Here is a 25,727-nt window from a genome sequence, read left to right on the forward strand (position 1 = left end):
TGACACGGCTAACACTATGAAAAGTAACGTAGCTAAAGCTTACATTTGTAGATTATCGACCAAACGGGTTAAAGCCACCACCCATTCCGCCCATACCTCCACCGCCGCCCATCATGCCTTGCATGTTGCGCATCATGCCTTTCATGCCACCTTTCTGCATCTTCTTCATCATCTTCTGCATTTGGGTGAACTGCTTAAGCATACGGTTTACATCTTGTACCTGTGTACCAGAACCAGCGGCAATACGCTTTTTGCGTGAGCCTTTGATTAAGTCAGGGCGTTGACGCTCTTTCATGGTCATAGAGTTGATGATCGCTTCCATCTGCTTGAACATCTTGTCATCAACTTTATCTTTAACGTTATCTGGTAGCTGAGACATGCCTGGAAGCTTATCCATCATGCCCATCATGCCGCCCATGTTTTGCATCTGACCTAGCTGTTCACGGAAGTCTTCAAGGTCAAAGCCTTTCTTCTCTTTGAACTTCTTAGCCAGTTTCTCTGCTTTCTCGGTATCAACGTTTTTCTGTAGGTCTTCAATAAGAGACAGTACGTCGCCCATACCTAAGATACGAGAAGCAACACGATCTGGGTGGAACGGTTCTAGTGCGTCAGTCTTTTCACCAACACCCAAGAATTTAATCGGCTTGCCTGTGATATGACGAACAGACAGAGCAGCACCACCACGCGCATCACCATCAACTTTCGTCAAGATAACACCGGTTAGTGGTAGCGCATCACCAAAGGCTTTTGCAGTGTTCGCAGCATCTTGACCTGTCATTGCATCAACAACGAACAGTGTCTCTACTGGTTTAATTGCAGTATGAAGCTCTTTGATCTCGCCCATCATCTCTTCATCGATAGCCAAACGACCCGCAGTATCGACAAGTAGCACGTCGTAGAATTTCTTCTTCGCGTGGTCGATTGCAGCGTTTGCAATATCAAGAGGTTTTTGATCAGCTGAAGATGGGAAGAAGTCTACGCCAACATCGCTTGCTAACGTTTCAAGCTGTTTGATTGCCGCTGGACGGTAAACGTCGGCAGACACAACCAAGACTTTCTTCTTGTCACGCTCAGTTAGAAGCTTAGATAGCTTACCTACCGATGTGGTTTTACCCGCACCTTGTAGACCCGCCATTAAGATAACGGCTGGCGGCTGCGCTGCTAGGTTAAGAGCCTCGTTAGACTCACCCATCACCGCTTCAAGTTCAGCTTGAACGATCTTAATGAATTCTTGACCAGGCGTTAGAGATTTAGAAACCTCAACACCCACAGCGCCTTCTTTTACGCGCTTAACAAAATCGCGGACAACGGGCAGTGCAACGTCGGCTTCAAGTAGCGCCATACGTACTTCACGCAGCGTCTCTTTAATATTGTCTTCGGTCAGACGACCTTTACCGCTGATGTTCTTCAGCGTTTTGGATAGACGATCCGTTAAATTATCAAACATAGTTTTCTCTTCGCTCAAAACTGCGACTATTACTGTGAGTATACATTAGCGCGGATTAGAGTCATACCCGTTGTAGAGCGTTAATCATCCGTGCTTGTGATGTGAGACATTATTCACTTGGAATTGAATGAGGTTCGCCATAGCCCCAAAGAGCGATGCGAGGTATAATTCGCCAATTAGTAATCATTAAAATGGATACCATGGACAGTCTTATTGCGATCGCAGCAGCCTTTCTTTATACAATGGCGATTTCCACGATCATTCCAGGTCTCGTGCACCAAACAGGAATCCGTGTAAAAACGGTGTTTATCAGCGCATTACTTGCTCTAGCTTTCCATGCTTGGTTGCTTGGCGATTTGATTTTTAATGCCAGTGGCCAAAACCTCAGTATCTTGAACGTTGCTTCATTAATCAGTTTAATCATATCTGTGGTAATGAGCGGTGCAATGCTCAAAACCCGCTTGTGGTTCATCTTGCCTGTTGTTTATAGTTTCGCAGCGCTTAACCTCATGGCAGCAACGTTTCTTCCAAGTACCTTCATCAAACATCTAGAGAATGACCCAAAACTGCTCGTGCACATCTCTTTGGCTCTATTCTCATACGCAACGTTAACTATCGGTGCGCTATACGCCCTGCAACTTGCGTGGCTAGATCACAAACTTAAAAAGAAAAAAGCCTTAGTGATAAACCCTAACCTACCTCCTTTAATGATGGTGGAAAGACAGCTTTTCAAGATCATTTTGATTGGTAATGGCTTATTAACAGGTACCTTGTTAACGGGTCTCATCTTCGTGCAAGATATGTTTGCTCAAGGAAAAGCACACAAGGCAGTGTTGTCTTTTATCGCTTGGGTTATCTACTCCATCCTTCTGTGGGGTCACTATCAGAAAGGTTGGCGAGGACAGAAAGTTACTTGGTTCGCACTGGCCGGCGCCAGCATGCTCACATTAGCCTACTTCGGTAGCCGCTTCGTCCAGGAAATCATCCTGAACTAGTCTGTAAAATAAAGGCAAGGTCTCACATACCTTGCCTTTAAAATATTGAGTGCAATACATTCAATTGACATCTCGACCATGTTCGGTCATAAATTAATCAAGATACACAAATAGGAAAAGAATAGTTTTGGACGACATATCAACGGGTATCTTATTTGCGCTACTCGCGTGTCTCATTGTAATTTCTGGTTATTTCTCTGGTTCCGAAACGGGCATGATGTCCTTGAACCGCTACCGTTTAAAGCACTTGGCCAATACGGGTCATAAAGGTGCCAAACGCGTAGAAAAACTTCTGAACCGCCCAGACAGATTGATTGGCCTCATTCTCATCGGCAACAATCTCGTCAACATTCTTGCATCTGCGATCGCTACTATTCTTGGTATGCGCATCTACGGGGATATCGGTGTGGCTATCGCTACTGGTACCCTGACTCTCGTGATCCTCGTATTCGCCGAGGTAACCCCAAAGACTATCGCTTCTCTATTTCCTGAACGTGTCTCTTACGCCAGTAGCATCCTTTTGATGGTGCTGATGAAGGTACTGTCACCGTTGGTGATTTTAGTTAACTTCATTACCAATGGCTTCATTCGTATCTTAGGTGTCAAAGCCAGCCATGATGCAACCGACCACTTGAGTTCAGAAGAGCTTAGAACCGTGGTAAATGAAGCCGGTAGCTTAATCCCTCAACGTCACCAAGATATGTTGGTGTCTATTCTGGATTTAGAGCACGTCACCGTGAACGACATCATGGTGCCGCGTAATGAGATAACTGGTATCGACATCAATGACGACTGGAAATCGATTGTTCGCCAACTGACCCACTCTCCTCATGGTCGTGTGGTTCTCTACCGTGACCAGATAGATGAAGTGGTCGGCATGCTTAGGCTGCGTGAAGCTTACCGTCTGATGCTTGAAAAGAACGAATTCAATAAAGAAACCCTGTTGCGTGCCGCGGATGAGATCTACTTTATTCCTGAAGCGACACCACTCAATATTCAACTGCTTAAGTTTCAACGCAATAAGCAGCGCATCGGTTTGATTGTTGATGAGTATGGCGACATCAATGGTTTGGTTACATTAGAAGATATTCTAGAAGAGATCGTAGGTGAGTTTACCACCTCAATCACCCCAAGCTTATCTGAAGAGATTACTCCGCAAAGCGATGGCAGCTTCTTGATTGAAGGCAGTGCCAATATCCGAGATATCAACAAAGGCTTACAGTGGGCACTGCCTACCGATGGCCCAAGAACGCTGAATGGTTTGATACTGGAACATCTTGAAGATATTCCTGAGAGTCACCTGAGTGTTCAGGTTGCCAGCCACCCAATGGAAATTGTTGAGCTTGAAGAGAACCGCATCAAACTGGTTCGCGTGTTCCCACAGATCGTGAACGGCTAACTGAGTTATCACTGAATCTCTGTCTCGCCCTAAAATACGTTGACGAAAAAGGCCCGGTTCATTGAACCGGGCCTTTTAGTATCTAACTCGCCCTATCTAGGGTAGCTATCAATGACTAGTCGATCTTAAGCTCTTGCAGCATAGACTCTGGCAGTGCCAGTTCATCATTCTTGTTTACAGAGATGCCTGCAGCGATGATCGCATTCGCGATCTCTTTCGCTTCATCCAAAGAGTGCATTGCCGCGGTACCACATTGGTATTCGTTCAGCTCAGGGATCTTATTCTGGTTCTCAACTTTCAGTACGTCTTGCATCGCTGCCAACCAACCGTCAGCCACTTGTTGTTCTGTAGGCGTACCAATCAGGCTCATGTAGAAACCAGTGCGACAGCCCATCGGTGAGATATCGATGATCTCTACATCTGAACCGTTCAATTGATTACGCATGAAACCAGCATATAGGTGCTCTAGAGTATGGATACCTTTCTCAGATAGGATGTCTTTGTTTGGCGCAGTAAAACGCAGGTCAAACACAGTGATGGTATCCCCTTTTGGGGTTTGCATTGTTTTAGCAACACGAACGGCAGGTGCGTTCATGCGTGTGTGATCAACAGTGAAACTATCTAATAAAGGCATTGCTCTTCTCCATGACGGCTGGCTTTAGAAAAACCAGCTTCGATTGTCTTCTAGTTCTTTGCGGCACTGTTTCAGCTGCCATCCATAATCTTTTGCTTGCTGTTCGACTTTGCGCGCCACCTTAATTAGCGATGGCTTGCTGTTGTATGACTTACGCTTATAACCACCACGGCCTTCATGATAAGCCAGGTATTGGTTATATGGGTCCCATAGTGAGATGCCCAATTGACGACGCGTCTCGCTGGTATACCAACCGATGAACATCAATGCATCATCAAAGTTGGTTCTTGAACCACCGTTATTGGTCGCCTTTTGGAAGTCTTCCCAAGCAGGATCTTGAGCTTGTGCATAACCGTAGGCACTGCTTACACGCCCCCACGGTATAAAGCCAAGAATGTAATCTTTAGGTGGGCGCGCATCATGACGATAGCTACTCTCTTGTTTCACAAAAGCCATCGCAACGTTAATCGGCGTTCCCCATTCTTCTTGCATATCCAAGGCATCTTCATACCATGAAGGGTGCTCTCGAAAGATGCTACACAAATTATCTTGCTGCTTTGGCGGTGGCGTTGCACATCCAACCAACAGGCTAGAGACAACACCAACAGTCACTACAGGTAACCATTTACTACTCACTCGAGTAGGCTGACCTAATAAGGCTTGCTTCCTTTCCACCAAAGTCTCGCTATGCTTTTAAATACGAAAAATAATCCGCTAAGAAGCTATCAAAATCTTGAGTGCTTGCTTCTTCACTTTGTTGCTGAGCAATCACAGAACGTTGAACTTCTGCTTCCATCAACTCAGCTGAATATACTTTGTATTGGTGAGCTTTGTGTTGCTGAGCGTACGTTTTACCTAACGCGCAACCCACTTTACCTAAGCCACCCAGTTTTTTGGTTTCTTCTAGTAACTGGCCAGAAATGGTCAGCTCTGGGTTATCAATCCAAGCTTCAAGCGTATCGCACGTTTCTTGGTATGCACGACCACCTTGTTCAGCGTCCATCATCTCGGCAATAGAGCGCAGATCTTTGAAGACACGCTTCGCCCAATCTTGCAGAGACAATCGCTCACCATGACAACCGATTTGCAGCTCTAGACCAACCTGACGACCTTGTAGGATCACCTTGTTCCAGTTATCGCGCCAGCATTCAAGCTCGCAGTTATCCATCTCAGCAGAGTCCGTTAGCACACTCCACGTTAGGAATAAGTCTAGGAAGCGAACCTGCTGCTCATTGATACCAATTGAGCTGAATGGGTTTACATCTAAAGAGCGAACCTCAATGTACTCAACACCACCGCGTGCCAATGCTTCAGATGGTTTCTCACCACTCTTCGCCACACGCTTAGGACGGATTGGAGCGTAAAGCTCATTCTCAATTTGCAGTACGTTGCTATTCAATTGACGGTATTCACCATCAACCTTAGTGCCAATCTCAGCGAATTCTTCAGATGGTGTACGAATCGCTTGATTCAAACCTTCAAGGTATTGGTCTAGGCTGTTGAAACCAATCTTCAATACGCTTTGAGCACTGTTGGTGTAGCCAAGGTCGCTCAGGCGCAGTGCCGTTGCTTTTGGCAGATACAGTGTCTCGCCAATCTTTTCAAAAGGCAGGCTTGTCTCTCTTCCTTTTATGAAAGAAGAACATAGCGCAGGTGAAGCACCGAAGAAGTATGGGATTAACCAACCAAAGCGGTAGTAGTTACGAATCAAACCGAAGTAAGCATCTGACTTAGATTCACAACGCGCTTCTTCAGTTTGCTCTCCAAACAGGCTATCCCAAAAGCTTTCTGGGAAAGAGAAGTTGAAGTGAACACCAGAGATAATCTGCATCAGGCTACCGTAACGACGTTTTAGGCCTTCACGATATAAGGTCTTCATCTTACCGTTATTCGAGGTGCCGTATTGCGCTAGCTGAATGTAATCTTCACTGCCAACGTAACAAGGCATAGAAAGCGGCCATAGTTTTTCGCCGTCTAACTTGGTTTGCGTGAAGTGGTGGATATCAGACAACTGATTCAAAAGCGTCGGAACGTCGTTAGAAACAGGCGTGATAAATTCCAGTAGCGACTCAGAGAAATCGGTCGTTACCCATTCGTTCATCAACGCAGATCCCAAAGCCTCAGGGTGCGGCCCAGTAGCAAGGTGCCCATCTTCCGTGTAGCGTAATGTTTCCCTTTCAACACCACGACCAAATTGAGAGAAGGTCTTAGGGTTGGTTGCAACTTGCTTTAGTCGCGCAGCAAAATCAGTCAAAATTCAGTTCACTTATCTTATATTGTTCTGATTAGAACTATCATAAATTAGGTTGGAGGAGAAAAGTAGAGTCTCTTCCCTCCCCCTTTAATGTGTACTCTAACGAATGATTTCAAGCTCTTCTATTGGAATATCTAACTTTTCTAATTGCGGGCGAAGCGAAGTCGCGTCACCAACAACGATTATTTGATAATCATTCGGGTCAAACCATTTCTTAGATAGCTCGTTTAAGGTCTCTTTTGAAACCGTTTCAACTATCTGATTACGCTGTTGTAGGTAATCTTCATCAAGGCTCAATGCAACAATATTACTCAACAACCCCGCCTTTTGACTTGGCGTTTCGTATTTAAGTGCATCTTGTTGACCGACGGCAAGGCGCATAAATTTCACCTCTTCGTCAGTTAATCCACTTTGGCTAAACTCATTCAGCTCATTAATAAACTCTTGAATCGATGGAACCGTCGCATTCGCCCTTACCTGCGCGCTAAATACCACTGCGCCAGTTTCACGAGTACTTGCGAAGTAACCGCTTGCACCGTAAGTGTAGGCTTTGTCTTCACGTAGGTTCTGGTTGATACGGCTATTGAAGTTGCCCGCTAAGTTAAAGTTAGCTAACTGGCTCAAATACAATTCGCCCGTCGCATCAAACGGCAGGCCCTTACGAACCAAGCGAACAATGCTTTGCGGCGCACCCGGTTTATCAACTAAGTACAGGTGCTGACCAGAAAGCTCTTTAACGATCTGTGGACGCGTTAATGGTGCCGCATCGCCTTGCCACTCTTCAAAGAATTGTAGCTGTTTCCCTACCTCTTTCTTCGAGATGTCTCCCACCACAACAATATTGGCACCTTCTGGTGTGTAATGTTGCGCATAGAATTTTTTCACATCGTCTAAGGTCAATTTCGATAGAGATTCCTTAGTACCATCACTTGCACGAGCAAAAACAGTGTCACCAAACAGCACTTCACGGGTTGCTTGAGAAGCCATCCAGCTTGGCTGCTGATGCTGATACACAACGCCTTCTAGCATCTGTTTCTTAACGCGCTCAAAATCTTGCTCATCGAACTTAGGATCGAATAGAACCTCTTGCACAATCGCTAAGGTTTGAGGCAAGTTTTTCTCTAGCGTCGAGACTGAAATATCTGTGGTGTAGCTGCCCGCACTAATGCTCACGCTGCTACCAAGTTTATCTAAGGTCGCTTGTAACTCTTCAACGGTTCGTTTAGTTGAGCCTTCTTCCATCATCGAAGCCGTTAGGTTCGCTAGGCCTTCTTGCCCTTTGCGAACATAGCGTTCGCCTGCAGGCAATTGAATTTGCAGCTGTACTGTCGGAGTTTCACTGGTCACGGTACCAATTAAGTCAGTGCCATTTGCAAAGTGCATGCGGTACAACTCAGGCATGGTCGCCTCAACACCAAAGTTCACTTCTGGCATCACACTGCGATCAAAGGTATCCGGTGCCTTTCTGAAATCCAGTTGATCTTCCGTCACCTTGCTGTATTCCGGCAACGTACGTGGTGGCGTGGTAAAGGTCGCTTCACGAACCGCCAAATCGAGCTTTTTCTTAGGAACCACACTCAAGGTAACCTTGTGCTTACCTTCGATGAAATCTTGGTATGCCTTGCTCACGCTCTCAGGCGTCACCGCTCGGATTTGATCGAGTTGTGATTCAATGCGATCAGGCTGACCATAGAAGGTTTGGTTCGACGCGAGTTGCGACACCTTACCTTTAACGCTTTGCAATGCAAAAACAGCATTCGCTTCGGCCATGCCAGTGATCTGGTCTAAACGCTCTTGCTCAACGCCCTCTTTCGAGAATTGCTCCAGGGTATCCATCAGCTCTTTATTGAGAACCGTCAAATCGCCTTTTTCACCTGAGTTGCCCATTGCATACACGTACATGGTACACGCCAACTCAGCACAATCATGGAAAGAGCCAGCGCTGACGGCCTTCTGCGTTTTTACGAGGTTTTGATATAGGTAACTGTTGGTACCTGAACCTAACACGTTAGACAATGCATTCAGTGAAGCTTGCGTCTCTTCACCGCGATACGTTGTTGGCCACCCCACCAGCACCATCGGCTGACGAATATTGTCTTCTAAGGTGATGTATTTATCTTCTGTTAGAACAGCAGGTTGCTTCTCTGCCGCCTTCACTTCAGGGCCTTGAGGAATTGAACCAAAGTACTTGTTAACCCATTCTAGCGTGTCATCAACGTCGATATCACCACCAATCGTTAACACGGCATTGTTTGGGCCGTACCAACGCAGGAAGAACGCTTTAAGATCATTCACGTCAACACGGTCAAGATCTTCAACATAGCCGATTGGTTGCCAAGAGTAAGGGTGACCTTCAGGGTAAAGCGCTTCGCCCATGCGTTCCCACATCAAGCCGTAAGGACGATTTTCGTAGCTCTGCGCTCGCTCGTTCTTGACCGTGCCTCTTTGAACCTCAAATTTCTTCTGAGAAACAGCATCCAACAAGAAGCCCATTCGGTCTGATTCTAACCACAACATTTTCTCAAGTTGGTTAGAAGGAACAGTTTCAAAATAGTTGGTGCGGTCACGGTTGGTCGTGCCGTTTAACGAGCCACCCGCTTCGGTAATGATCTTAAAGTGCTGTTGGTCACCAACGTTCTCTGAACCCTGGAACATCATGTGCTCAAAGAAGTGAGCAAATCCCGACTTGCCTATCTCTTCACGTGCTGAACCGACGTGATAAGTTACATCAACATGCACCAACGGATCGGAATCATCAGGGGAAAGAATAACTGTCAGACCGTTTTCAAGCTGATACTTGGTGTAAGGAATCACTACTTTATCTTTAGAGGGCTTAACCTCTTCTAACAGAGTGACACCTTCAGGTAACGAGGAAAAGAAGGGCGTTGAGCTAGGTACATTGTAAGAACAGCCAGCAATGGCGATAAGAGAAAATGTACCAAGTAAAACCTTTTTCATAGGTTCTCCTTAGAAAAAACCGAAGTAGATAGCAGCAAGTAAGCTATAGCGAGCGGCTTTGCCAATCGCTATCAAAATAACGCTAGGGATGAATTTCATTCTTAGCCAACCCGCAGCGAGACACAAAGGGTCACCAATGATCGGTAACCAACTAAATAACAGTGTCCAGTAGCCATAGCGACTCAGCCAAGCCATAGCCTTATGACCATGCTTTTCAGATTGAGTTCGATTAGGCAACCACAAACCAATCCAATAGTTAGTCAGGCCGCCTAAGGTATTGCCTAATGTCGCCACTAGAATGATCGATGAGGTTGAAAACTGATCTAAGCTCAATGCAGCCACAAGGCTAGCTTCTGAACCACCGGGGAGTAACGTGGCACTCAAGAAGCCACTAATGAAGAGTACCCACAGCGCCGAGTCCGAGAACCACAGCGCGATATTTTCAAAAAGGGAGTTAAAAAATTCTAACACTGCCTATCAACTTTCTTGCATTTTAAGTAGCACCTTGCCTCTGGTGTGTCCGGTTTCAACCTGCAGGTGCGCCGACTGCGCCTCGTCTAATTGGTAGATACCTTGAATTTCTGTTTTGAGTAATCCGACACTGACCATGTAAAGCATAGTGTCCATTTGCTCAGGGCTTGGTTCAACCAGCATGCCTGATGCAGTAAAACCTAATAGTGTGGCTTTTTCGCAGATAAGTTCTGCAGATAGAGTCGGCACAGTCACGACTCGCGCGTCATCTTTTAGGCACTTCAATGCATCAAGCGCGGTATCGCCGCCGACCAAGTCAATCAACACATCGACATCAGATACTCTTTCTGATGCTGGTGCAAACTTATAGTTAATCGCGTGAGCACCTAGCGTCGCAAGGTAATCAAGGTTGGCTTCGCTGCAGGTTGTGTAAACCTCTGCTTTTGCTGCCACTGCAATCTGAACCGCAAGGTGACCAACGCCGCCCGCGCCCGCCAAGATAAGCACGCGGTCGCCTTCTTTCACTTCGGCTTTGTTGAGCGCTTGTGCCGCTGTTTGACTCGCGAGTGGTAATGCAGCTGCCGCTTCTAGAGTGACAGAATCAGGAACCATACTTAATGCAGCTTCTGGAACACACACATATTGGCTGTAACCGCCACCTTGCAGTGGAAAACCAATAAAGCCAGCTACGTTATCACCAACAGTAAAGCGTTCAGCCTGTTCGCCTAGCGAGACAATTTGCCCTGAAATATCGTAGCCAGGTACCCAAGGTAGGTTATCTTTGTTTTGTGCTGCCGCCCAACCAAGGCCCGCTCGGGTTTTGACATCAATCGGATTAATGCCTGAAAAGGAAACTTTAACCACCACTTCTCCAGCCTTAGGCTCAGGGATCGCACTGGTTTGAATACTTAGGTTTTCGACGCCGCCGAATTGAGTAATCGCAATCTGTTTATTTTCCATTTCCACATTTCCTTGATTGATAAAAGCCCTAGTGAGCAAGCACCTTAATTAATAAAAAGAAAGGGATGCGAAAGCATCCCTTTGACTATAAACCATTTAATAAGGCTAAGTTAACCGCTCATTCGTAAATTGACGACCAATTAACGTAACGATACATGACCCAGCAAATCCACTAGCCCACGAGAGCTAATAGAATACCCGCCGCAACCGCACTACCAAGTACACCGGCTACGTTCGGGCCCATTGCATGCATCAACAAGAAGTTCTGAGGGTTTGCCTCAAGACCAACCTTGTTCACAACACGTGCCGCCATTGGAACCGCTGATACGCCAGCTGCGCCAATCAGTGGGTTGATGTCCTCTTTCGAGAATCGGTTCAACACCTTAGCCATCAATACACCACCCGCCGTACCGATACTGAACGCGACCGCACCTAAACCTAGAATACCCAATGTTTCTAAGTTCAAGAACGTATCCGCTTGAAGCTTAGAACCAACCCCTAGACCTAGGAAAATAGTTACAACGTTAATCAGTTCGTTTTGAGCTGTTTTTGAAAGGCGATCAACCACACCCGCTTCACGCATTAAGTTACCCAAACAGAACATACCAACTAGAGGTGTTGCTGAAGGTAGGAACAAAATCGTCATCAGTAGTACAGCAAGCGGGAAAAGAATCTTCTCGGCTTTGCTAACGTGACGAAGTTGAGCCATCTTAATTTTGCGCTCTTCAGGAGACGTTAACGCTTTCATGATTGGTGGCTGAATGATCGGAACCAAAGCCATGTAGCTATAAGCCGCTACTGCAATGGCACCTAAAAGATCCGGAGATAACTTACTCGCCAAGAAGATCGCAGTTGGGCCATCGGCACCACCAATGATCGCAATTGACGAAGCATCGGCCATCGAGAACTCCATTCCTGGAACGTAGTTCAGCAAGATCGCGCCAAATAGCGTCGCGAAGATACCAAACTGAGCCGCAGCCCCTAGCCACAACGTTTTAGGGTTCGCAATCAACGCACCGAAGTCCGTCATCGCACCAACACCCATAAAGATCAGCAGTGGGAAAATACCTGTCTCAATACCAATGTAGTAGACGTAGTAGAGCAAACCACCTGGATCAGTAAACCCAGCATTTGGAATGTTTGCTAATACAGCACCAAAACCAATAGGCAGTAGAAGTAACGGTTCAAATCCTTTACGAATTGCCAAAAACAACAGTAAGCAACCAACCAGCATCATACAGATCTGGCCGAACTCAAAGTTCGCAATCCCTGTTTCAGACCATAAGGTCATCAATCCTTCCATGGTACTCCCTTACGCTAAGCTTAGTAGTGGAGCGCCTACAGTAACTGCATCGCCTTCTTTAACATTCAATTCTTGAACGATACCACCACGAGCAGCACGAACTTCCGTTTCCATCTTCATCGCTTCTAGGATTAGTAGAACGTCGCCTTCAGAAACCTCAGTACCCGCCTGAACGTTTACTTTAAAGATGTTACCCGCCAATGGAGCTGGAACCGCTTCAGCGTCAGACGCTGCTACTGGTGCAGCCTGAGCAGGTTTTGCAGATGGCGCCACCGATGTCAGTTCACCTTGTGGGCCAACTTCAACATCGTAAACTTGACCATCAACCTTCACGCTGTAGCTTTCAATACCACCAGAAGCTTGTACAGGAGCTGCAGCAACTGGAGCCGCAACTTCTAGCGTTGGTGCAGGTTCAAATGCTTCAGGATTACGACGGTTCTTAAGGAACTTAAGACCCACTTGTGGGAAGAGCGCGTAAGTCAGTACATCATCAACCGTATCTTCAGCTAGAGAGATACCCTCTGATTTCGCTTTCTCTAACAGATCCGTCGTTAACGTATCCATTTCAGACTTAAGTAAATCAGCAGGACGACAAGTAATCGGCTCTGCACCGTCTAGAACTTTCGCTTGCAGTTCAGCATCCACTTCAGCAGGAGCTTGACCGTATTCACCTTTCAGTAGACCAGCAGTCTCTTTCGTGATGCTCTTATAGCGTTCGCCCGTTAAGACGTTAATAACCGCTTGAGTACCGACAATCTGAGAAGTTGGTGTTACTAAAGGAATGTAACCAAGCTCTTTACGTACGCGTGGGATCTCTTCTAGAACTTCATCCATGCGATCGGCGGCGCCTTGCTCTTTAAGCTGGCCTTCCATGTTAGTTAACATTCCGCCAGGAACTTGAGCGATTAAGATGCGAGAATCGACACCTTTTAGCTGACCTTCCCATTTCGCGTACTTTTTACGTACATCACGGAAGTAAGCCGCGATGGGTTCGATTTGGTCTAGTTTAAGATTCGTGTCGCGCTCTGTACCTTCTAACATCGCAACAACCGTTTCGGTTGGCGTATGACCGTAAGTACAGCTCATTGAAGAAATAGCGGTATCTAGAATGTCGATACCCGCTTCAACGGCTTTAACCGCTGTTGCAGTCGATAGACCAGTTGTCGCGTGGCTATGCAGTGCTAGAGGAACGTCACACGATGCTTTGATACGTGTAATCAGCTCTTCTGCTTCATACGGCTTTAATAAACCTGACATATCTTTGATACATAGTGAGTGACAACCTAGGTCCTCTAGGCGTTTGGCCAAATCAACCCAAGTATCTGAGTTGTGAACCGGACTGGTTGTGTAAGACAACGTACCTTGAGCGTGGCCACCAACGTCGATCGTTGCTTTCACTGCTTTTTCAAAGTTACGTACGTCATTCATCGCATCAAAGATACGGAATACGTCCATGCCGTTTTTATGGGCACGTTCAACAAATTTTTCTACTACATCATCCGCGTAGTGACGGTAACCCAACAGGTTTTGACCACGCAGTAGCATCTGCATTGGTGTGTTTGGCATCGCTTTTTTAAGTTCACGTAAACGCTCCCATGGATCTTCTCCAAGAAAACGGATACACGAATCAAATGTCGCGCCGCCCCAAGTCTCTAGAGACCAGTAACCGACTTTATCCAGTTCTGCCGCAATTGGCAGCATATCTTCGATACGCATACGAGTAGCAAATAGTGACTGGTGCGCGTCACGAAGTACCACATCTGTGATAGCTAGTGGTTTAGACATGCTCATAAACTCCTTTTTAATCCTTTAAATGCTACTTAGCAGTAGACGCACGGTATTGATGAACCGCGGCCGAAATTGCTGCCACTACCTGTGGACTAACAGCTGAAGGGTTTGATTGTGATTTTTGAATTTTTTTAGGTGCTGCGATCGGCTCTGGTACTTCTTCTGGTACCAGTTTTGACATCAACCGAACGAGGTAAACTAGAATAGTTAGGAAAATAAAGACAACGGACATCCCCGTTATCATTAGAGTCGCCGCATCTCCTAGCAGGCTTCCAATATTAGTCATGTTGCTTCCTTTCTTCGTCATCCTGACATACGTACAGGATTTCAGCGAATAGTGATCCCGACCCATGGATTATCTCGATTGGTAAAAGTTTGTCAATTTTGTTTAAGGTTCTGTTACGGATAACGCACACATAAGGTTAATTATTCGCCTATCAGATCACATAAATCTGTCAAATACGTCATTTTTAGATATTTAAACTGTGACTTAAACGGGGCTTTTCTGGGAATTGATATGAGAAAGGTGGAATAACAAAGAAGCAATCAAGAACTACTTTAAATACAACAAGTTAAACAACGAACAAATTTAACATTGTCGCAACAAATTTGCAGCAGACATAAAAAAAGCCTCGTATAAACGAGGCTTTTTCTAATAATGTGGCGCGCTCTGGAGGATTCGAACCTCCGACCGCCTGGTTCGTAGCCAGGTACTCTATCCAGCTGAGCTAAGAGCGCACGGTTTTAATATCAATTCATTGTTACTAACAAGAGATCAATATAAGGATTTCATTCTTATAAGAAAAAAGCCCTAAATAGTGGCGCGTCCTGGAGGATTCGAACCTCCGACCGCCTGGTTCGTAGCCAGGTACTCTATCCAGCTGAGCTAAGGACGCACGGTTTTCGATATCAGTATTTCCAATATCAGGAGTTCACAAGGAAACCCTAAAGAGTGGCGCGTCCTGGAGGATTCGAACCTCCGACCGCCTGGTTCGTAGCCAGGTACTCTATCCAGCTGAGCTAAGGACGCGCAGTTTTCGATATCGGTATTCCCAATATCAGGGGTTCATAAAAGAAACCCTAAATAGTGGCGCGCTCTGGAGGATTCGAACCTCCGACCGCCTGGTTCGTAGCCAGGTACTCTATCCAGCTGAGCTAAGAGCGCACGGTTTTAGTATCAATTCGTTGTAAACAACAACTCAATACAAGGATTTCTGTTCTTATAAGAAAGAAGCCCTAAATAGTGGCGCGTCCTGGAGGATTCGAACCTCCGACCGCCTGGTTCGTAGCCAGGTACTCTATCCAGCTGAGCTAAGGACGCACGGTTTTTGATATTAATTTTCGACGAACGATTTATCAATATCAGGATTCACATTCTTATAAGAACTAAACCCTAAATAGTGGCGCGCTCTGGAGGATTCGAACCTCCGACCGCCTGGTTCGTAGCCAGGTACTCTATCCAGCTGAGCTAAGAGCGCACGGTTTTAGTATAAACTTAGTCAATACAAGGACTTTCATTCTTAAAAGAAATTAACCCTTAAATAGTGGCGCGTCCTGGAGGATTCGAACCTCCGACCGCCTGGTTCGTAGCCAGGTACTCTATCCAGCTGAGCTAAGGACGCACGGTGTTCATTCATTAAGAATGAAGTTGTGAAATATATCACATTCTTCTTGCTACGAAGAAAAAAAAAGGCCATCGGCCTGTAATGAATGGCGGTGAGGGAGGGATTCGAACCCTCGATGCAGCTACAAACCACATACTCCCTTAGCAGGGGAGCGCCTTCGGCCACTCGGCCACCTCACCTAATTCATTATTCTCAAATCACTTACAAGTAAGAGAAGAGAGAATGGCGCGTCCTGGAGGATTCGAACCTCCGACCGCCTGGTTCGTAGCCAGGTACTCTATCCAGCTGAGCTAAGGACGCACATTTACATTGTCTAAATTGCTAATTTTAGACTCGCAAGAAATGGCGGTGAGGGAGGGATTCGAACCCTCGATGCAGCTACAAACCACATACTCCCTTAGCAGGGGAGCGCCTTCGGCCTCTCGGCCACCTCACCGTCTTGCGGAGGCACATATTACGTTTTACCGAAAATATGTCAAACACTTTATTGAAAAAAATTGGACAAAAACACTCAACCGTTTGCTATTTAATCAAAGCGCTTGCAAATTGAACTTATAAGATTCAAATCGCGCTTTTTCCCTTAAAAATTAAGGTGAAAGATTGGCAATAATAAACAGCCGAAAACAATTATCTAATTTCTCCAGCAGCAAGTGCTACCGCTGATGGCACAATACTACGGGATGCGTATTTTCGCCATAGGGGAAGCGAATAAATCTTGAGTTTTGCCAAACAAAATAGAGAGCAACAGTTCTGTTCAACCTTGTCTGTATCTCGCAGCATCACAAAGCATTCACTTCACCACTTTGAGACCGATCCGTTATCCAACCCATCTATGTCCCAATGAGTGTTTCGGTTCCCCAAGATCAAAAAAGGCTAGCAACAATGCTAGCCTCTTCTCTACGCAAAAGTATTAGTAGTTGCCAGATGCAACGTTACCATTACCTTTTTCAGCTTGAATGCGCATGTAGATCTCTTCACGGTGAACAGATACTTCTTTAGGTGCGTTAACACCGATACGTACTTGGTTACCTTTAACGCCTAGTACAGTAACTGTTACTTCATCACCAATCATCAGTGTTTCGCCAACGCGGCGAGTCAAAATTAGCATTCTTTGCTCCTTGAGTAATCTCTAAATTTATCTAGCTACGAGAGCATTATCCAACAAAAGTTATATTTTCGTAAACTATCGATTGAGTTTATTTAACCAAAATGCACTTCTTTTTTAGGATAACCCTGTGTTTCACGCGCTACGATGTATGCATTGTGTAATATGTTAGCAGCCATATCGACTTGCGTTGGTGATATCACCAAAGTTAAAGACTGCTGCTGCAATAAGTGATGCTGTACATCAATTTCGCCTTCAGACAACAATCCATGTGAACTGACCACAATTTCTTGTGTTCGGCTTCCTACCACAGTTAACAAACTAACCTGTTCACTATTACGGATTTTCTCAGCAAAAACTAGTTTTAATTTGGCACTTATGTCTTGTTTAATAATGAGTGCTGCCCGTTCTGTTTCCTCGATCACACTACAGACTTCGATCCCCAACAGTTGGCAATGTGAAATGAAAGACGGTAAATCTTCATTCAAACACTCGATACGCACCATATCTCTTTGGATGGCGATGCCAGCAATATCATTCAAACACTGATTACCCGCGATCAATGTGCCCTCGCCTTGTTCAAAGCTTGAAAGCACTCGCAATGGCACGTTGTTCTGCCATGCATACTGAACACACGGAAGATGCAACACCTTAGCGCCTCGGCGGGCCATCTCTTCCATAGAAGGGAAGTCTAAAGTATCTAATTTCTGAGATTGCTTTACGACTCTAGGGTCACAAGAGTAAACACCATCTACATCAGTATAGATCTGGCATTCTTTCGCCTGCAAGGCACCTGCAAGCGCGACCGCTGTAGTATCTGAACCACCGCGGCCTAATGTTGTGATATCGCCTTTCGCATTGAATCCTTGAAAGCCTGCAACAATAACAATCTGATTGTCATCTAGCAAAGCTTGAATCGGGGCAGTATCAATGCGCTCAATCGCTGCATTATTATGATTAGAATCCGTGTGTATCTTGGCTTGGTAGCCAGTCATCGATGTCGCTTCATAACCTAACTTGTGTAACGTCATTGCTAACAAGGCCATGGAAACTTGCTCGCCAGCCGTTAACAACACATCCAGTTCTCTAGCGTTTGGTACGCTATCAACTTGCGTGGCTAAATTAACTAACCGATTTGTTTCACCAGACATAGCAGAAACGACAACCACAATCTGGTTCCCTTCATTTTTCGCTTCAATGATTTTTTCTGCTACATGATGGATTCGTTCAATTGAACCCACCGACGTTCCACCAAATTTTTGCACGATAAGAGGCATTTTCACCCGTCCTCACCTTCCCAAGACCAATGTCTATATATGACAAAAAAACACATACTCCGCGTCAGGGCGAAGCAATAAAAAATTAACCAAGGAGTCTAACGCCACCATTAGACTTCTTGGTTAATCTCAATCAAATCTTGTTTAAACACACTTCCAATAGGCAAAATAAAAGATGCCCAATCAACTGATTGGGCATCTTTGTATCAATTACTTAAGCTTAAAGACGCTCTTCTAGCCAAGTACGCACAGATTTAAGCGCTTCTGGCAGTGCTGCAACGTCTGTACCGCCCGCTTGAGCCATATCTGGACGACCGCCGCCTTTACCGCCAACTTGCTCAGCAACCATCTTGACGAGATCACCCGCTTTTACTTTGCCGATTAGGTCTTTGGTTACACCAGCAATCAAGCCAACTTTACCGTCTGCTACGTTCGCGATCAGGATGATGCCGCTACCTACTTGGTTTTTAGCGTTATCAACCATAGTACGTAGGTTCTTGTTGTCTGCGCCTTCAATTGCAGCAACCAAAACTTTAGTACCAGAGATGTCTTCTACTTTGCCCATGATGTTTGCGCTTTCTGCAGCAGCCATCTTTTCTTTAAGCAGTTGGATTTCTTTCTCTAGCGATTTCGCTTTCTTAGCTGACTCAGCCAGTTTCTCTTCGTAAGCGTTAGCTTGAGCTTCTACTGCATCTAGTGCAGCTTCACCTGTTACCGCTTCAATACGACGAATACCCGCAGCAATACCACCTTCAGAAGTGATCTTGAATAGGCCGATATCACCTGTGTTTGAAGCGTGGATACCACCACAAAGTTCAGTAGAGAAGTCGCCCATAGATAGAACGCGAACTTCATCATCGTACTTCTCGCCAAACAGTGCCATTGCACCTTTTTCTTTCGCTGACTCGATGTCCATGATGTTCGTTTCAATCACATGGTTCTTACGAACTTGTGCGTTAACTAGACGCTCTACTTCTTTAATCTGTGCTGGTGTTACCGCTTCAAGGTTAGAGAAGTCAAAACGTAGGTTGTCTGGCTTAACTAAAGAACCTTTCTGAGCAACGTGCTCACCTAGCACTTCGCGCAATGCAGAGTGAAGTAAGTGAGTGGCAGAGTGGTTTAGTGAGATAGCAGCTCGACGCTCAGCGTCAACCGTTGCTTCTACTTTATCGCCCTTAGCAAATACACCTTCAACTAGCTCACCGTGGTGCGCAAATGCGTTACCTAGCTTCTGAGTGTCTTGTACTTTGAAAAGACCCGACGCTGTTTTTAGTGTACCAGCATCACCACATTGACCGCCTGACTCAGCGTAGAATGGTGTCTCTTCAAGGATGATGATTGCTTTGTCGCCAGCCGATAGTGAAGCAACCTCTTCGCCGTCAACGAATAGCGCAGAGATTTCACCAGCACCTTCAGTTGCTGTGTAACCACAGAACTCAGTGTTGGTGTCTACTTTGATTGTCGCGTTGTAATCCGTGCCGAATTGGCCTGCTTCACGTGCACGCTTACGCTGTGCTTCCATCGCCTTCTCAAAGCCTTCTTCATCGATAGTAAAATCGCGTTCGCGAGCTACATCGTTAGTAAGGTCAGCTGGGAAGCCGTATGTATCGTAAAGTTTGAAAACTGTTTCGCCGTCAAGCTCTTTGCCTTCAAGTGCATCTAGTGCGTCATTAAGAATAACCATGCCGCGCTCTAGCGTACGACCAAAGTTCTCTTCCTCAATGCGAAGTACTTTTTCAACCAGCTCTTGCTGTTTCTTAAGTTCATCTGCCGCAGAGCCCATCACTTCAGCCAGTACGCCCACAAGTTTGTGGAAGAACACGCCTTGTGCGCCAAGCTTGTTACCGTGACGAACTGCACGACGGATGATACGACGTAGAACGTAGCCACGACCTTCGTTTGAAGGCATAACACCGTCAGCAATTAGGAATGAACAAGAACGGATGTGGTCAGCAATAACGCGTAGCGATTGGTTAGATAGATCGTCATGACCAACAACTTCCGCAGTCGCTTTGATTAGCTTTTGGAATACATCAATTTCGTAGTTAGAGTGAACGCCCTGCATGATTGCAGAAATACGCTCAATACCCATACCTGTATCTACAGCAGGCTTAGGTAGCGGTTCCATTGTGCCGTCAGCGTGACGGTTGAACTGCATGAATACGTTGTTCCAGATCTCGATGAAACGGTCACCATCTTCTTCAGGTGTACCAGGACGGCCGCCCCAGATGTGCTCACCGTGATCGTAGAAGATTTCAGTACATGGACCACAAGGACCTGTGTCACCCATCGTCCAGAAGTTATCAGACTCGAACTGTTTACCGCCTTCTTTGTCGCCAATGCGAACGATACGGTCAGCAGGAACACCTACTTTCTTGTTCCAGATATCGAATGCTTCATCATCTGTCTCGTATACCGTTACCAGCAGGCGGTCTTTTGGCAGTTGAAGAGTTTCAGTCAGGAATTCCCAAGCAAATCCAATCGCTTCTTCTTTGAAGTAGTCGCCAAAGCTGAAGTTGCCTAGCATTTCGAAGAACGTGTGGTGACGAGCCGTGAAACCTACGTTTTCAAGGTCATTGTGTTTACCACCCGCACGTACACAACGCTGAGCCGTAGTTGCTCGAGTGTAGGCACGCTTTTCGGCGCCTAAGAAGCAATCTTTGAATTGGTTCATACCTGCGTTAGTAAATAGCAGGGTTGGATCGTTATGTGGAACTAACGATGAACTGTCTACGATTTGGTGTTCTTTGCTCTCAAAGAACTTAAGGAACGCGTTGCGAACCTCATCAGTGCTCATGTACATGCAGCTCTTCCTGAAAATAGTCGAGTTAGAATTTTGCCGTATTGTAGATCATGGTTAAGGCTTCGACTAGTTTTCTTGTAGAAAAGACACCCTTGGGCAGGATTTTAGTGGGAATTCGATAAAATGAAGAATATTCCACTATATCTTGCCGTGGAAAAGCAGAACTAAATTGACGACCTAGTACCGAAGAAACTCAGTCAACGAGAGAGATTTGACCAAAGACATGCTCGACGGAGCAGATCCAATAAAAAAGCCCCGCATAAAATATGCGAGGCTTTAAATTCTTTCAAAGCGGATGCTTCTTTCAAACATCCACTCTATAAAACGTGAGCTTATAGCTCTTCGTTTTCTTCTTCTTTCTCTACGTCTTTCTCTTCAAGAACAGCAGGAGTCAGTAGTAACTCACGAAGTTTAGTATCGATCTCTAGAGCAACTTCTGGGTTTTCACGTAGGTATTTACCAGCGTTAGCTTTACCTTGGCCGATCTTATCGCCTTTGTAGCTGTACCAAGCGCCTGCTTTTTCTACTAGCTTATTCTTAACACCTAAGTCGATAAGCTCACCTTCGCGGTTGAAGCCTTTACCGTAAAGGATTTGAGTCTCAGCTTGTTTGAATGGTGCAGCAATCTTGTTCTTAACGACCTTGATACGAGTTTCGTTACCAACAACTTCATCACCATCTTTAATCGCACCAGTACGGCGAATATCAAGACGAACAGATGCGTAGAACTTAAGTGCGTTACCACCTGTTGTTGTTTCTGGGTTACCGAACATCACACCAATTTTCATACGAATTTGGTTAATGAAGATAGCCATACAGTTAGACTGCTTAAGGTTACCCGTCAGCTTACGCATTGCTTGAGAAAGCATACGAGCCTGAAGACCCATGTGGCTGTCGCCCATTTCGCCTTCGATTTCTGCTTTTGGTGTTAGGGCTGCTACTGAGTCAATAACAAGAACGTCGATTGCACCTGAACGAGCCAGTGCATCACAGATTTCCAGCGCTTGCTCACCAGTATCTGGTTGAGAAACAAGAAGTGCATCGATATCAACACCAAGCTTTTGAGCGTAGATAGGGTCTAGTGCGTGCTCCGCATCAACGAATGCACACGTCTTTCCCACTTTCTGTGCTGCAGCAATAAGCTCAAGCGTTAGCGTTGTTTTACCTGATGATTCTGGACCGTAAACTTCTACGATACGTCCCATCGGTAGGCCACCAGCACCTAGTGCGATATCTAGAGATAGAGAACCTGTAGAAATAGTTTCTACGTCCATTGTGCGGTTATCACCAAGACGCATGATAGAACCTTTACCAAATTGCTTTTCAATCTGACCAAGGGCTGCGGCTAACGCTTTTTGTTTATTCTCGTCCATTTCTATCTCCACATAATCGGTTGTCTCAACAAGCGATCTAGAATCTATTTCTAACCCACATAGGGGTGACTAATTGGCTTTCATTATACTGTTGATTCATACAGTGTCTATACCTGTATGAAAATAATTTGTACAAATGTTACTTACCTTCCATTGATAGGTAATCATAAATAACTTGCAGGGCATGGTGCGTGGCTTGTTGGCGTACTTGTGATCTGTCGCCTGTAAATACATGCGTTTCTACTTTATCCCAGCCATTTAGCGCTTTCCACGCGAAGCATACTGTACCAACAGGCTTATCTTCGGTCGCGCCACCTGGGCCAGCGATGCCACTGATTGATACAGAGATCGTCCCGTTTGAATGTTGCAATGCCCCGCTCGCCATTTCTATTACGACAGGCTCACTCACGGCGCCGAATTCCATTAAGGTTTTAAGCTGTACACCGATCATCTCTTGTTTGGCTTCATTGCTGTACGTAACAAAAGCGCGATCAAACCATCCAGAGCTGCCCGCAATATCGGTGACTGCACTCGCGACACCTCCGCCAGTGCAAGATTCAGCCGTCACTAACACGTGTTTGTGTTTAGCGAGTAAATGTCCAAGCTGCTCACTAAGGTCTTGAGTCATCTGCATCATCTGCTTCCCTTTATTTACTGTCATATCATTTGGATTCGCATCTTTTCGCATCAGCCGCTTTTCGCACGAAACGCTTTCACGTATCCTAAGCCGCAATAGAAATAAACGAAAGAAGTTAACTGTGAAAGCCGATCAAAAACATACTCCCATGATGCAGCAGTATCTAAAACTGAAAGCAGAAAACCCAGAAATTCTGCTGTTCTACCGCATGGGCGATTTCTACGAGCTTTTCTACGATGACGCTAAAAAAGCCTCTCAACTCCTCGATATTTCACTGACTAAGCGTGGCTCATCAAATGGTGAACCGATTCCGATGGCAGGTGTTCCATACCATGCGGTTGAAGGATACCTTGCAAAGTTAGTGCAACTTGGTGAGTCCGTAGCAATTTGTGAACAGATTGGTAATCCAGCACTTTCAAAAGGCCCTGTTGAGCGCGCAGTAGTGCGTATCGTGACACCGGGTACCGTAACCGACGAAGCCTTGCTTTCTGAACGCGTTGATAACCTAATTGCAGCCATTTATCACCACAACGGTAAATTCGGTTATGCGACACTTGATATTACCTCTGGCCGATTCCAACTTTGCGAGCCAGAAACAGAAGAAGCGATGGCCGCTGAGCTACAAAGAACCTCTCCGCGTGAGCTGCTGTTCCCTGAAGATTTCGAACCCGTCGATTTAATGGCAAGCCGTAATGGCAACCGCCGCCGCCCTGTATGGGAATTTGAATTAGACACCGCTAAGCAGCAATTGAATAAGCAGTTTGGTACTCGCGATCTGGTTGGCTTTGGCGTAGAAAGCGCGAAACTGGGTCTATGTGCGGCTGGTTGTTTGATCCAATACGTGAAAGATACCCAACGTACTGCCCTCCCTCATATCCGTTCACTCACGATGGATAAACAAGATCACTCGGTGATCCTTGATGCTGCAACTCGTCGTAATTTGGAGATCACGCAAAATCTTGGGGGTGGTACTGATAACACCCTTGCCGAAGTACTTGATCACACTGCGACAGCAATGGGTAGCCGTATGCTTAAGCGTTGGTTACATCAACCAATGCGCAATATATCTGCACTCGATCAGCGCTTAGATGCAATTGGTGAAATGAAAGATTTGGCTCTATTCACAGAACTACAGCCAACCTTAAAACAGATTGGTGATATCGAACGTATTCTCGCTCGATTAGCACTTCGCTCTGCTCGCCCTCGCGATATGGCGCGTCTTCGCCAAGCAATGGAATATTTGCCAGAGCTTGCTGAAACACTGACGCAACTGAAGCACCCATACCTAACTCAACTTGCTCAATATGCTTCTCCTGTGGATGAGGTTTCTGAGCTGCTTGAACGTGCAATCAAAGAGAACCCACCGGTGGTTATCCGTGACGGTGGTGTGATTGCAGAAGGCTACAATGCCGAGTTAGACGAATGGCGCGACCTTGCAGCAGGCGCAACTGAATTTCTTGATAAGCTTGAGCAAGAAGAGCGTGAACGTCATGGCATCGACACGCTAAAAGTTGGCTACAACAACGTACATGGTTTCTTCATTCAAGTAAGCCGTGGGCAAAGCCATCTTGTGCCGCTACACTATGTTCGTCGTCAAACGCTGAAAAATGCTGAGCGTTACATCATTCCTGAGCTAAAAGAGCACGAAGACAAAGTACTTAACTCTAAGTCGAAAGCACTCGCTATCGAGAAACAGCTGTGGGAAGAGTTGTTTGACTTACTACTGCCGTATCTAGAGCGCCTACAAAATATCGCCTCTTCAGTATCTCAGCTTGATGTTCTACAGAACTTGGCTGAGCGTGCAGATACCCTTGATTACTGTCGTCCAACCATGACAGAGTCTGCTGGCGTACAAATTCAGGCCGGTCGTCACCCTGTTGTTGAACAAGTGATGGACGAACCTTTCATTGCTAACCCTATCGACCTGAATGATCAACGTAAGATGCTGATCATCACGGGTCCCAACATGGGTGGTAAATCGACCTACATGCGCCAAACGGCACTCATCGCATTGATGGCTCATATCGGTTGTTATGTTCCTGCAGAAAGCGCAACCATCGGCTCTATCGACCGTATCTTTACGCGTATTGGCGCATCCGATGATTTGGCTTCTGGCCGTTCAACCTTCATGGTTGAGATGACAGAAACCGCAAATATCCTGCACAATGCAACACCAAACAGCCTTGTGCTAATGGATGAAATCGGTCGTGGTACCAGTACTTACGATGGCCTGTCTCTGGCTTGGGCAAGTGCAGAGTGGCTAGCCAATCAAATCAATGCGATGACACTGTTTGCAACGCACTACTTTGAGCTAACTGAACTACCTAACCAACTTCCAACTTTAGCAAACGTACACTTAGATGCGGTTGAGCATGGTGATAGCATTGCCTTTATGCACGCAGTTCAAGAAGGTGCTGCAAGTAAATCTTATGGTCTAGCGGTTGCAGGTTTAGCTGGCGTACCGAAAGCAGTGATCAAGAATGCTCGTGCGAAGCTGACTCAGTTAGAAGCGTTAAGTATGGAGTCGCCAACATCGAAGCCAAGCGGTGTCGATATCGCAAACCAACTGAGCCTGATCCCAGAACCGAGTGAAGTAGAGCAAGCGCTAGCGAATGTTGATCCTGATGATCTAACTCCTCGCCAAGCATTAGAAGAACTTTACCGCTTGAAGAAGCTGCTTTAGTTTCTTACCAAGTAG

General features: G+C 45.9%; 18 protein-coding genes and 10 tRNA genes. 3 read left to right on the forward strand and 25 right to left on the reverse strand.

Annotation, left to right across the window (positions count from 1 at the left end; translation table 11 throughout):
• Nucleotides 1-52 precede the first annotated feature (52 nt).
• Nucleotides 53-1,447, reverse strand: a complete 1,395-nt coding sequence (gene ffh / locus AB4133_RS05725) for a signal recognition particle protein (RefSeq protein WP_010435884.1) — start codon at nucleotides 1,445-1,447, stop codon at nucleotides 53-55.
• Between the two features lie 200 nt (nucleotides 1,448-1,647).
• Here ffh and AB4133_RS05730 point away from each other — a divergent pair, with 200 nt between their 5' ends.
• Both AB4133_RS05730 and AB4133_RS05735 read left to right on the forward strand, forming a co-directional pair.
• Nucleotides 1,648-2,442, forward strand: coding sequence for an inner membrane protein YpjD (locus AB4133_RS05730; protein ID WP_019825854.1), 795 nt, complete (start codon nucleotides 1,648-1,650; stop codon nucleotides 2,440-2,442).
• 127 nt (nucleotides 2,443-2,569) lie between these two features.
• On the forward strand, nucleotides 2,570-3,841 hold the full coding sequence (locus AB4133_RS05735) for an HlyC/CorC family transporter (RefSeq protein ID WP_017068872.1): 1,272 nt from the start codon (nucleotides 2,570-2,572) through the stop codon (nucleotides 3,839-3,841).
• A 115-nt stretch (nucleotides 3,842-3,956) separates the two neighbouring features.
• Here the strand turns inward: AB4133_RS05735 and luxS are convergent, their stop codons facing one another.
• The 24 genes from luxS to pncC form a co-directional block, all read right to left on the reverse strand.
• The gene (gene luxS / locus AB4133_RS05740; protein WP_017056597.1) at nucleotides 3,957-4,475 is read right to left on the reverse strand and encodes an S-ribosylhomocysteine lyase; all 519 of its coding nucleotides are present in this window, start codon (nucleotides 4,473-4,475) and stop codon (nucleotides 3,957-3,959) included.
• Nucleotides 4,476-4,499: 24 nt separating this feature from the next.
• A complete protein-coding gene (locus tag AB4133_RS05745; protein WP_017629422.1) occupies nucleotides 4,500-5,150 on the reverse strand; it encodes a hypothetical protein in 651 nt (216 codons plus the stop codon).
• A 10-nt stretch (nucleotides 5,151-5,160) separates the two neighbouring features.
• Nucleotides 5,161-6,729, reverse strand: a complete 1,569-nt coding sequence (gshA, locus tag AB4133_RS05750) for a glutamate--cysteine ligase (RefSeq protein WP_372224066.1) — start codon at nucleotides 6,727-6,729, stop codon at nucleotides 5,161-5,163.
• A 99-nt stretch (nucleotides 6,730-6,828) separates the two neighbouring features.
• On the reverse strand, nucleotides 6,829-9,687 hold the full coding sequence (locus tag AB4133_RS05755) for a pitrilysin family protein (protein ID WP_017063228.1): 2,859 nt from the start codon (nucleotides 9,685-9,687) through the stop codon (nucleotides 6,829-6,831).
• A gap of 9 nt (nucleotides 9,688-9,696) precedes the next feature.
• The gene (locus AB4133_RS05760; RefSeq protein WP_017059555.1) at nucleotides 9,697-10,158 is read right to left on the reverse strand and encodes a YqaA family protein; all 462 of its coding nucleotides are present in this window, start codon (nucleotides 10,156-10,158) and stop codon (nucleotides 9,697-9,699) included.
• A gap of 6 nt (nucleotides 10,159-10,164) precedes the next feature.
• Complete coding sequence (locus AB4133_RS05765) at nucleotides 10,165-11,118, reverse strand: NADP-dependent oxidoreductase (protein ID WP_102319878.1); 954 nt, start codon at nucleotides 11,116-11,118, stop codon at nucleotides 10,165-10,167.
• A 172-nt stretch (nucleotides 11,119-11,290) separates the two neighbouring features.
• Complete coding sequence (locus AB4133_RS05770; protein ID WP_019825842.1) at nucleotides 11,291-12,421, reverse strand: sodium ion-translocating decarboxylase subunit beta; 1,131 nt, start codon at nucleotides 12,419-12,421, stop codon at nucleotides 11,291-11,293.
• Between the two features lie 9 nt (nucleotides 12,422-12,430).
• Complete coding sequence (oadA, locus tag AB4133_RS05775) at nucleotides 12,431-14,206, reverse strand: sodium-extruding oxaloacetate decarboxylase subunit alpha (protein ID WP_017059560.1); 1,776 nt, start codon at nucleotides 14,204-14,206, stop codon at nucleotides 12,431-12,433.
• Nucleotides 14,207-14,237: 31 nt separating this feature from the next.
• Nucleotides 14,238-14,495: an oxaloacetate decarboxylase subunit gamma gene (locus tag AB4133_RS05780; RefSeq protein ID WP_004741884.1), complete on the reverse strand. Its 258-nt coding sequence runs from the start codon at nucleotides 14,493-14,495 to the stop codon at nucleotides 14,238-14,240.
• Nucleotides 14,496-14,870: 375 nt separating this feature from the next.
• A tRNA-Arg gene (locus tag AB4133_RS05785) sits at nucleotides 14,871-14,947 on the reverse strand.
• Between the two features lie 81 nt (nucleotides 14,948-15,028).
• A tRNA-Arg gene (locus tag AB4133_RS05790) sits at nucleotides 15,029-15,105 on the reverse strand.
• Between the two features lie 57 nt (nucleotides 15,106-15,162).
• A tRNA-Arg gene (locus tag AB4133_RS05795) sits at nucleotides 15,163-15,239 on the reverse strand.
• A gap of 58 nt (nucleotides 15,240-15,297) precedes the next feature.
• Nucleotides 15,298-15,374 (reverse strand) — tRNA-Arg (locus tag AB4133_RS05800).
• 79 nt (nucleotides 15,375-15,453) lie between these two features.
• Nucleotides 15,454-15,530 (reverse strand) — tRNA-Arg (locus tag AB4133_RS05805).
• An 80-nt stretch (nucleotides 15,531-15,610) separates the two neighbouring features.
• A tRNA-Arg gene (locus AB4133_RS05810) sits at nucleotides 15,611-15,687 on the reverse strand.
• A gap of 67 nt (nucleotides 15,688-15,754) precedes the next feature.
• A tRNA-Arg gene (locus AB4133_RS05815) sits at nucleotides 15,755-15,831 on the reverse strand.
• Nucleotides 15,832-15,920: 89 nt separating this feature from the next.
• Nucleotides 15,921-16,013, reverse strand: a tRNA-Ser gene (locus AB4133_RS05820).
• A gap of 44 nt (nucleotides 16,014-16,057) precedes the next feature.
• Nucleotides 16,058-16,134, reverse strand: a tRNA-Arg gene (locus AB4133_RS05825).
• A 43-nt stretch (nucleotides 16,135-16,177) separates the two neighbouring features.
• Nucleotides 16,178-16,270: transfer RNA gene (locus AB4133_RS05830), tRNA-Ser, on the reverse strand.
• 474 nt (nucleotides 16,271-16,744) lie between these two features.
• On the reverse strand, nucleotides 16,745-16,942 hold the full coding sequence (gene csrA, locus AB4133_RS05835; RefSeq protein ID WP_004415691.1) for a carbon storage regulator CsrA: 198 nt from the start codon (nucleotides 16,940-16,942) through the stop codon (nucleotides 16,745-16,747).
• Nucleotides 16,943-17,034: 92 nt separating this feature from the next.
• Nucleotides 17,035-18,216, reverse strand: a complete 1,182-nt coding sequence (locus AB4133_RS05840; RefSeq protein WP_082153902.1) for an aspartate kinase — start codon at nucleotides 18,214-18,216, stop codon at nucleotides 17,035-17,037.
• Between the two features lie 220 nt (nucleotides 18,217-18,436).
• The gene (alaS, locus tag AB4133_RS05845) at nucleotides 18,437-21,019 is read right to left on the reverse strand and encodes an alanine--tRNA ligase (RefSeq protein ID WP_017063223.1); all 2,583 of its coding nucleotides are present in this window, start codon (nucleotides 21,017-21,019) and stop codon (nucleotides 18,437-18,439) included.
• A gap of 332 nt (nucleotides 21,020-21,351) precedes the next feature.
• Nucleotides 21,352-22,392 (reverse strand): recombinase RecA, encoded by a 1,041-nt coding sequence (recA, locus tag AB4133_RS05850; protein ID WP_017056586.1) that lies wholly within the window; start codon nucleotides 22,390-22,392, stop codon nucleotides 21,352-21,354.
• 139 nt (nucleotides 22,393-22,531) lie between these two features.
• Nucleotides 22,532-23,026 carry a nicotinamide-nucleotide amidase gene (gene pncC / locus AB4133_RS05855; protein ID WP_029235458.1) on the reverse strand — a complete coding sequence of 165 codons (495 nt, stop codon included), beginning with the start codon at nucleotides 23,024-23,026 and terminating at the stop codon, nucleotides 22,532-22,534.
• A 124-nt stretch (nucleotides 23,027-23,150) separates the two neighbouring features.
• Here pncC and mutS point away from each other — a divergent pair, with 124 nt between their 5' ends.
• Nucleotides 23,151-25,712, forward strand: coding sequence for a DNA mismatch repair protein MutS (gene mutS, locus AB4133_RS05860; RefSeq protein ID WP_372224067.1), 2,562 nt, complete (start codon nucleotides 23,151-23,153; stop codon nucleotides 25,710-25,712).
• Nucleotides 25,713-25,727: the final 15 nt, after the last annotated feature.

It is taken from the genome of Vibrio sp. 10N.286.52.F8, from assembly GCF_041468745.1.
GTDB lineage: Bacteria > Pseudomonadota > Gammaproteobacteria > Enterobacterales > Vibrionaceae > Vibrio > Vibrio crassostreae_C.